Origin of the sequence: Microbacterium yannicii (assembly GCF_024055635.1) — a bacterium.
In the GTDB taxonomy this organism is placed as follows: Bacteria; Actinomycetota; Actinomycetes; order Actinomycetales; family Microbacteriaceae; genus Microbacterium; species Microbacterium yannicii.
On record NZ_JAMXMB010000031.1, the window covers coordinates 120,755 to 128,785 of the forward strand.

At 71.3% G+C, this 8,031-nt stretch carries 7 protein-coding genes; all 7 read left to right on the forward strand.

Annotated features, from left to right (window positions below):
• Positions 1-159 precede the first annotated feature (159 nt).
• Positions 160-1,887 (forward strand): nitrite/sulfite reductase, encoded by a 1,728-nt coding sequence (locus tag NCG93_RS12400; RefSeq protein WP_194413704.1) that lies wholly within the window; start codon positions 160-162, stop codon positions 1,885-1,887.
• A complete protein-coding gene (locus NCG93_RS12405; RefSeq protein ID WP_194412330.1) occupies positions 1,884-2,627 on the forward strand; it encodes a phosphoadenylyl-sulfate reductase in 744 nt (247 codons plus the stop codon). The genes NCG93_RS12400 and NCG93_RS12405 overlap by 4 nt, the downstream gene beginning before the upstream one ends.
• A complete protein-coding gene (gene cysD / locus NCG93_RS12410) occupies positions 2,624-3,613 on the forward strand; it encodes a sulfate adenylyltransferase subunit CysD (RefSeq protein ID WP_194412329.1) in 990 nt (329 codons plus the stop codon). Before NCG93_RS12405 ends, cysD begins: the two co-directional genes overlap by 4 nt.
• Positions 3,613-5,013, forward strand: coding sequence for a sulfate adenylyltransferase subunit 1 (locus NCG93_RS12415; protein WP_241741555.1), 1,401 nt, complete (start codon positions 3,613-3,615; stop codon positions 5,011-5,013). The genes cysD and NCG93_RS12415 overlap by 1 nt, the downstream gene beginning before the upstream one ends.
• A gap of 61 nt (positions 5,014-5,074) precedes the next feature.
• On the forward strand, positions 5,075-6,148 hold the full coding sequence (locus tag NCG93_RS12420) for an aliphatic sulfonate ABC transporter substrate-binding protein (protein ID WP_194412328.1): 1,074 nt from the start codon (positions 5,075-5,077) through the stop codon (positions 6,146-6,148).
• A gap of 1 nt (position 6,149) precedes the next feature.
• A complete protein-coding gene (locus tag NCG93_RS12425) occupies positions 6,150-7,049 on the forward strand; it encodes an ABC transporter ATP-binding protein (RefSeq protein ID WP_194412327.1) in 900 nt (299 codons plus the stop codon).
• Complete coding sequence (locus tag NCG93_RS12430; RefSeq protein ID WP_194412326.1) at positions 7,039-8,001, forward strand: ABC transporter permease; 963 nt, start codon at positions 7,039-7,041, stop codon at positions 7,999-8,001. Before NCG93_RS12425 ends, NCG93_RS12430 begins: the two co-directional genes overlap by 11 nt.
• The last annotated feature ends 30 nt before the right edge of the window (positions 8,002-8,031 follow it).

The following is an 8,031-nucleotide window of genomic DNA, read 5'->3' on the forward strand; positions in this document are numbered from 1 at the left end:
AAAGACGACGGACCGCAACTGTGTGACGCCCCGTTACGTCGGTTAACGCCCCTTGACATTCGGATAGGCCCTCGACCGGCCCGCTTCTAGCCTCAGGGAACGGACTCGTTAGGGTCCGCTCCGGGGACGCCCGGGGAGCATCCGGAGGCCACCGTGACCATCAGCGATACCGCAGCGCACGCTGCGTCGGAACGCCCGCGCGCCGCGGTGCGTCCGCCGCGCGCGTCGTCGAAGCCGAACGGCCAGTGGAAGATCGACGGCACCGCGCCGCTCAACGGCAACGAGGAGTGGAAGCAGGTCGACAACGGCCTCAGCGTCCGCGAGCGCATCGAGCAGACCTACTCGAAGGGCGGCTTCGCCTCCATCGATCCGACCGACCTCCACGGCCGGTTCCGGGTCTGGGGGCTGTACACGCAGCGCAAGCCGGGGATCGACGGAGGCCGCACCGCGACGCTGACGCCCGAAGAGCTCGAGGACGAGTTCTTCATGCTGCGGGTCCGCATCGACGGCGGTCAGCTGACCACCGCGCAGCTGCGCGTGATCGCCGGCATCTCGACCGAGTTCGGCCGCGACAGCGCCGACATCACCGACCGTCAGAACATCCAGCTGCACTGGATCCGCGTCGAGGACGTGCCCGAGATCTGGCGCCGCCTCGAAGCCGTGGGCCTGCAGACCACCGAGGCTTGCGGCGACGTGCCGCGCGTCGTGCTCGGATCGCCGGTGGCCGGCATCGCCGCTGACGAGCTGATCGACCCGACGCCGCAGATCACCGAGATCACCGACCGGTTCATCGGCGACGAGACGCTGGCGAACCTGCCCCGCAAGTTCAAGACGGCGATCACCGGGCACCCCAGCCAGGACGTCGTCCACGAGATCAACGACGTCGCCTTCGTCGCGGTGGAGCACCCCGAGCTGGGCATCGGCTACGACCTGTGGGTCGGTGGCGCGCTGTCCACCACGCCGCGTCTCGGCGAGCGCCTGGGCACCTTCGTGCGGCCCGATCAGGTGGCGGATGCCTGGCACGGCGTCACCCAGATCTTCCGCGACTACGGCTACCGGCGGCTGCGCAACAAGGCGCGGCTGAAGTTCCTGCTCGCGGAGTGGGGCACCGAGAAGTTCCGGCAGGTGCTGCAGGACGAGTACCTCGGGTACGAACTCCCCGACGGCCCCGCGGCGCCGAAGCCGCTCACGGCGGGCGACCACGTCGGCGTGCACGAGCAGAAGGACGGGCGCTTCTACGTCGGCGTCACGCCGATCGTGGGCCGCGTCTCGGGCCCGACGCTCGCGAAGCTCGCCGACGTCATCGAGGCGCACGGCTCGAGCCGCCTGCGCACGACGCCGCACCAGAAGCTCGTCATCCTCGATGTACCCGCCGAGAACGTCGAGCCGCTCGTCGCCGAGCTCGACGCGCTCGGGCTGCAGGCGCGTCCGAGCCTCATCCGCCGCGGCACGATCGCCTGCACCGGGATCGAGTTCTGCAAGCTCGCGATCGTCGAGACCAAGGTCAACGCGACCGCCGCCGTGCTCGATCTCGAGGAGCGTCTCAACGGCTTCGAGCTGCCGCATCCGATCTCCCTCCATGTCAACGGATGCCCCAACTCCTGCGCCCGCATCCAGACCGCCGACATCGGCCTGAAGGGTCAGCTCGTCACGATCGACGGCGAGCAGGTGCCCGGGTACCAGGTGCACCTCGGCGGCGGACTCGCCTCGCAGGACCGCGACGAGCCCGGACTCGGCCGCACCGTGCGCGGGCTCAAGGTGGCCGCGGACGGCATCGCCGACTACGTCGAGCGCGTCGTGCGCCGCTTCCTCGCCGACCGCGACGCCGCGTCGAACGAGACCTTCGCCCAGTGGGCCCACCGCGCCGAAGAGGAGGCCCTCCAGTGACCGTCTCCCTCGCCCCGCGCGTCGCCGTCAAGCGCACGCGCGAAGAGCTGAAGGCCCTCGCCGAGCAGGGCAACCTCGAGCTCGGCAGTCTCACCGCGCACGAGGCATCCGCCGCCGAGGTGGTCGCGTGGGTCGCGCGCAATTTCGGGACGGATGCCGCGGCCGTCGCCTGCTCCATGGCCGACGCCGCGCTCCCCCACCTCGTCGCCGAGCAGCTGCCCGGCGTGGACGTGCTGTTCCTCGACACGGGCTACCACTTCACCGAGACCTACGCGACGCGCGACGAGGTGCAGCGCGCGCTCGACGTGCGGATCGTCGACATCACCCCCGACCAGACCGTCGCGGAGCAGGACGCCGAGTTCGGCGCCCAGCTCTTCGCCCGGGATCCCGGCCTCTGCTGCGCGCGCCGCAAGGTCGCCCCGCTGCAGGATGCGCTCGGCGGCTACGAGGTGTGGTTCACGGGCGTCCGCCGCGACGAGGCGCCCACGCGCACGAACACCCCCCTCGTGACGTGGGACGAGCGCAACGGCCTCGTCAAGGTGAATCCGGTCGCCGCATGGAGCTTCGACGACGTGCTGGCCTACGCGACCGCGCACAAGGCGCCGGTGAACCTGCTCGTCGGGTTCGGCTACCCGTCGATCGGCTGCGAGCCGTGCACGAAGCCGGTCGCCGCCGGCGAAGACCCCCGATCCGGCCGCTGGGCCGGGCTCTCGAAGACCGAATGCGGGCTCCACGAATGACCGACACGATCACCGCCAACGGCCCGGTCCCTGAGCTTGTCGAAGGGCCGCTTCGACCGGTTGCTGAGCCCGTCGAAGCACAGCGACCGGGCGCCCCGCTCTCGACGCTCGACCTGCTCGAGGCCGAGGCCATCCACGTCATCCGCGAGGTCGTCGCCGAGTTCGAGCGGCCCGTGCTGCTGTTCTCCGGCGGCAAGGACTCGGTCGTCGTGCTCCACCTGGCAACGAAGGCGTTCGCGCCCGGCCGCGTGCCGTTCCCGGTGCTGCACGTCGACACCGGGCACAACTTCCCCGAGGTGCTGGCCTTCCGCGACGAGACCGTCGAGCGGCTCGGCATCCGCCTCGAGGTCGCCCGCGTGCAGGACTACATCGACGACGGTCGCCTGCAGGAGCGCGCCGACGGCACCCGCAACCCGCTGCAGACCGTGCCGCTGCTCGACGCCATTGCCGCCGGCCGTCACGACGCCGTGTTCGGCGGGGCCCGCCGCGACGAGGACAAGGCCCGCGCCAAGGAGCGCATCATCTCGCTGCGCGACGAGTTCGGGCAGTGGGACCCGCGCAACCAGCGCCCCGAGCTCTGGAGCCTCTACAACGGGCGCCACACTCCGGGCCAGCACGTGCGGGCGTTCCCCATCTCGAACTGGACCGAGCTCGACGTCTGGCGCTACATCGAGCGCGAGGGCATCGCACTGCCGCCGCTGTACTTCGCGCACGAGCGCGACGTCTACGCCCGCGACGGCATGTGGCGTCCGGTCGGCGAGTTCTCGCGGCCGCGCGAGAACGAGACAGTCGAGCGCCGCACGGTCCGCTACCGCACGGTCGGCGACATGAGCTGCACCGGCGCGGTGGAATCGGATGCCGCGGACCTCGCCGCGATCGTCGCCGAGGTCGCCGTCTCCACCCTCACCGAGCGCGGCGCGACCCGCGCCGACGACCGCCTCAGCGAGGCGGCCATGGAGGATCGCAAGAAGGACGGGTACTTCTGATGACCGCTCTCGAGACCCAGGACGTTTCGTCTCGCTCGTTCCTCGCTCGCTCAACGACCGTCATCCCGGCCGCTGAGCGAGGGAGCGCCAGCGACCGAGACGAAGCGCGGACCCCCACCCTGTTCCGGTTCGCGACCGCGGGGTCGGTCGACGACGGCAAGTCGACGCTCGTCGGCCGGCTGCTGCACGACTCGAAGGCGATCCTCGCCGACCAGCTCGAGCAGGTCGCCCGCACGTCCGCCGACCGCGGCTTCGCGCACGGCGACTTCGACTTCGCCCTCCTCACCGATGGCCTCCGCGCCGAGCGCGAGCAGGGCATCACGATCGACGTCGCCTACCGCTACTTCTCGACGGGCACGCGATCGTTCATCCTCGCGGACTGCCCGGGCCACGTGCAGTACACGCGCAACATGGTGACCGGTGCGACGACCGCCGACGCTGTCATCGTGCTCGTCGACGGCCGCAAGGGCGTGCTCGAGCAGACCAAGCGGCACCTCGCCGTCGTGGCGCTGCTGCGGGTGCCCCACGTGATCGTGGCCGTCAACAAGATCGACCTGATCGGGTTCTCGGAGGATGCCTTCGCCGACGTCGCCGCTCAGGCCCGCGACGTCGCGCTCGAGCTCGGCATCGAGGATCTCCACGTGCTGCCCGTATCGGCACTCGAGGGCGACAACATCGTGGACCGCTCCGAGCGGACGCCCTGGTATGACGGCCCGGCACTGCTCGAGCTGCTCGAGACGCTCCCCGCCGCCGATGAGACGGAGCGGGACCTCGAGCCGCTGCGCCTGCCGGTGCAGCTCGTGCTGCGCCCGCAGGGCGGCCTCGCACCGGGCATCGACGGCGCCGAGGCCGAGCGGCTGCGCGACTACCGCGCGGTCGCGGGCCGCATCTCGAGCGGCGTCGTCCGCGTGGGCGACCGGGTCGAGGTGTTCCCGGCCGGCCGGGAGACCACGGTCACCGGCATCCGCTCCGCCGGCGCCGAGGTCGACGAGGCGACCGCCGCGCAGTCCGTCTCCCTCGAGTTCGCGGACGACATCGACACGGCACGCGGTGCCCTGGTGGTCACGGCAGGCTCGCTGCCGGCGGCCCGACGGGAGTTCGACGCCGAGCTGTTCCAGCTGGATGCGCGGACGCTGACCCCCGGCATCCGTGTCCTCATCAAGCACGGCACCGCGACGGTGCAGGCCATCGTCGCGCAGATCGAGTCCCGCTACGACCTCGACGCGCTCACGCACGAGCCGGCGCAGACGCTCGAGACCAACGACATCGGCCGCGTGCGACTGCGAGTGGCGGCCGATCTGCCGCTCGAGCCGTACCGCACCAGCCGTCACGGGGGCTCGTTCCTCGTGATCCATCCGTCCGACGGCGCCACACTCGCCGCCGGCATCGTGCGCGACTGAGTTTGTCGCGCACACCAACCCACCGCACCAGCTCCACCCCCGACACAGAGGAGGCGACACCGTGAAGAACATCATCCGCACTACGACCGCAATCACAACCCTGGGACTTGTGGCGGCCATGATGGCCGGCTGCGCCTCCGCCGCGGCAGACCCGGGAACGGGAGAATCCGCCGCACCGGTCGACGAGCTGCGCCTCGGCTACTTCGCCAACGTGACGCACGCGCCTGCGCTGGTCGGCCTCGAAGAGGGCCTGTTCCAGGACGCGCTGGGCGACGTCGACGTGACGACCCAGGTCTTCAACGCCGGCCCCGCCGCCATCGAGGCGCTGTCGGCCGGCGCGATCGACGCCACGTACATCGGCCCCAACCCGTCGATCAACACCTTCATCCAGTCCGGCGGCGAGTCCGCACGCATCGTCGCGGGAGCCGCCACCGGCGGCGCGGCGCTCGTCGTGCGCGAGGGCATCGATTCGCCCGACGACCTCGCGGGCACCACGCTCGCATCGCCGCAGCTGGGCAACACGCAGGACGTCGCGCTGCGGAAGTGGCTGGCCGACGAGGGCTTCGAGACCGACACCTCCGGCGGCGGCGACGTGCAGGTCACGCCCACCGAGAACGCGCAGACGCTCACCCTCTTCCAGCAGGGCGAGCTCGACGGCGCGTGGCTCCCCGAGCCGTGGGTGTCGCGCCTGATCCTCGACGCCGGTGCGCACGTGCTGCAGGACGAGGCCGACCTCTGGGACGACGGCGCGTTCCCGACCACCGTGCTCCTCGTGCGCAAGGAGTTCCTCGACGAGCACCCCGATGTGGTCGCCGACCTGCTGAAGGGCCACGAGGCCGCCGTGCAGTGGATCGCCGACAACCCCGACCAGGCGCCGGCCGTCATCAACGGCGCCATCGAGAAGGAGACCGGCAAGCCGCTGGACGACGCCGTGATCGAGCGGGCGCTCGAGCACGTCACGTTCTCGGTCGACCCCCACGCCGACACGTTCGAGACGCTCGTCCAGAACGGCATCGAAGCAGGCACCCAGAAGGAGGGCTCGATCGAGGGCCTCTTCGATCTGCGCCTCCTGAACAAGCAGCTCGAGGCCGAGGGCGAAGACACCGTCTCGGCGTCAGGGCTCGGCGAGGACTGACATGAGCACCGCTCCCGCATCCGCCTCCGGGGCAGCGCAGGCCGCCCCGGCGGCGGGTGCGCCGGCCCGTGAGCACGCCGGCGCGACGGCGCACGCGACGCCCCGCAGCCCGCTCGGCCCCAGCTTCGACAGCGTCACCCCCGTTCCGGCAGCGGCGCCCGCGCCTGCGCCCGCGGTGCGGATCGACGGCGTCTCCAAGCGCTTCGGCACCGGACCGGTCGTGCTGGAGGACGTGTCGCTCGACATCGCACCGGGCGAGTTCGTGTGCCTGCTGGGCGCATCGGGCTGCGGCAAGTCGACGCTGCTCAACCTCATCGCCGACCTCGACAAGCCCACCGCCGGACGCATCGAGACGCCCGCCGAAGGCGCCGCCGTGATGTTCCAGGAGTCGGCGCTCATGCCGTGGCTCACCGCGCGCCGCAACGTCGAGCTCGCGCTGCGCCTGCGCGGCGTGCCCCGCGGCGAACGGCGCGAGAAGGCGCTGACGCTGCTGGATGCCGTCAACCTGGCTGACGCGGCCGAGAAGCGCCCGCACGAGCTCTCGGGCGGAATGCGTCAGCGCGTGGCCCTCGCACGGGCTCTGGCCCAGGACCGCCCGGTGCTGCTCATGGACGAGCCCTTCGCCGCGCTCGACGCGATCACCCGCGACCTGCTGCACGAAGAGCTCGAGCGGGTCTGGCGGGCGACCGGCCGCACCATCGTGTTCGTGACGCACAACGTGCGGGAGGCCGCGCGGCTCGGCCAGCGCGTGGTGCTGATGGGAAGCCGCCCCGGCCGCATCGTGCAGGAATGGACCATCGCGAAGACCACGGGACGCCGCATCGAGTCGCCCGAGGTCGCCGCCCTGTCGGTGGAGATCACCGACCAGCTGCGGAAGGAGATCCGCCGCAATGCCGCGTGACACCACACTGGCCGAGCAGACCCCGGCCGCCCTTCGACAGGCTCAGGGACCGAAGGGCAGGACTGTCGCCGCCACCGACGCACCGGCCGACGACCTGCGCAGCCTCGCCGCCGGTCTCGACAGCCTCCAGACGGATGCCGAGCGCGGACCCGGCCCCTGGCGTCGGTTCGCGACGAGCGTCGTGCCGCCGATCCTCTTCGTCATCATCCTCATCGTCGCGTGGCAGCTCTATGTCGTCATCGCCCAGCCGCGGCCCGACATCGTGCCCGGCCCCGTCGACGTGTGGAACGCCCTCGGCCTGGCATGGGACTCCGGCCGCCTGCAGGAGGCCGTCGCCACCAGCCTCGAGCGCGGCGTCATCGGATTCCTCATCGCGATCGTCGTCGGCACGCCCATCGGCCTGCTGCTCGCCGAGGTGCGGCCCATCCGCCGCGCTGTCGGCCCCATCATCTCGGGCCTGCAGGTGCTGCCCTCGGTCGCGTGGGTGCCGGCCGCCATCATCTGGTTCGGGCTCTCGGACGCCACGGTCTACTTCGTCATCCTCATGGGCGCGATCCCGTCGATCGTCAACGGCCTCATCGCCGGCATCGACCAGGTGCCGCCGCAGCTGCGCCGGGTCGGCACCGTGCTGGGCGCCTCGCGCTGGCAGCTGGCCACCGCCGTCATCCTGCCTGCCGCGCTCCCTGGCTACCTCGCCGGGCTGAAGCAGGGCTGGGCGTTCTCGTGGCGCTCCCTGATGGCCGCCGAGATCATCGCGACCGGCGGCACCATCGGCTTCGGGCTCGGCTCGATGCTCGACCAGAGCCGCGAGCTCGCCGACCTCGCCGGCGTGCTCGGCACGATCATCGCCATCCTCGCGATCGGCATCCTCATCGAGCTCGTCTTCTTCGGACCTCTCGAGCGACGGATGCTGAAGCGCCGGGGTCTCCTCGTCACGGGAGGTGCCCGATGACCGCGGATGAGCCCGGAACCCTGCCGGTCG

What these genes read in the sequence shown, in the direction of transcription:
- cysD (WP_194412329.1), top strand. Translation starts at nt 2,624, where the DNA reads ATGACCGACACGATCACCGCCAACGGCCCGGTCCCTGAGCTTGTCGAA.
- NCG93_RS12430 (WP_194412326.1), top strand. Translation starts at nt 7,039, where the DNA reads ATGCCGCGTGACACCACACTGGCCGAGCAGACCCCGGCCGCCCTTCGA.
- NCG93_RS12425 (WP_194412327.1), top strand. Translation starts at nt 6,150, where the DNA reads ATGAGCACCGCTCCCGCATCCGCCTCCGGGGCAGCGCAGGCCGCCCCG.
- NCG93_RS12415 (WP_241741555.1), top strand. Translation starts at nt 3,613, where the DNA reads ATGACCGCTCTCGAGACCCAGGACGTTTCGTCTCGCTCGTTCCTCGCT.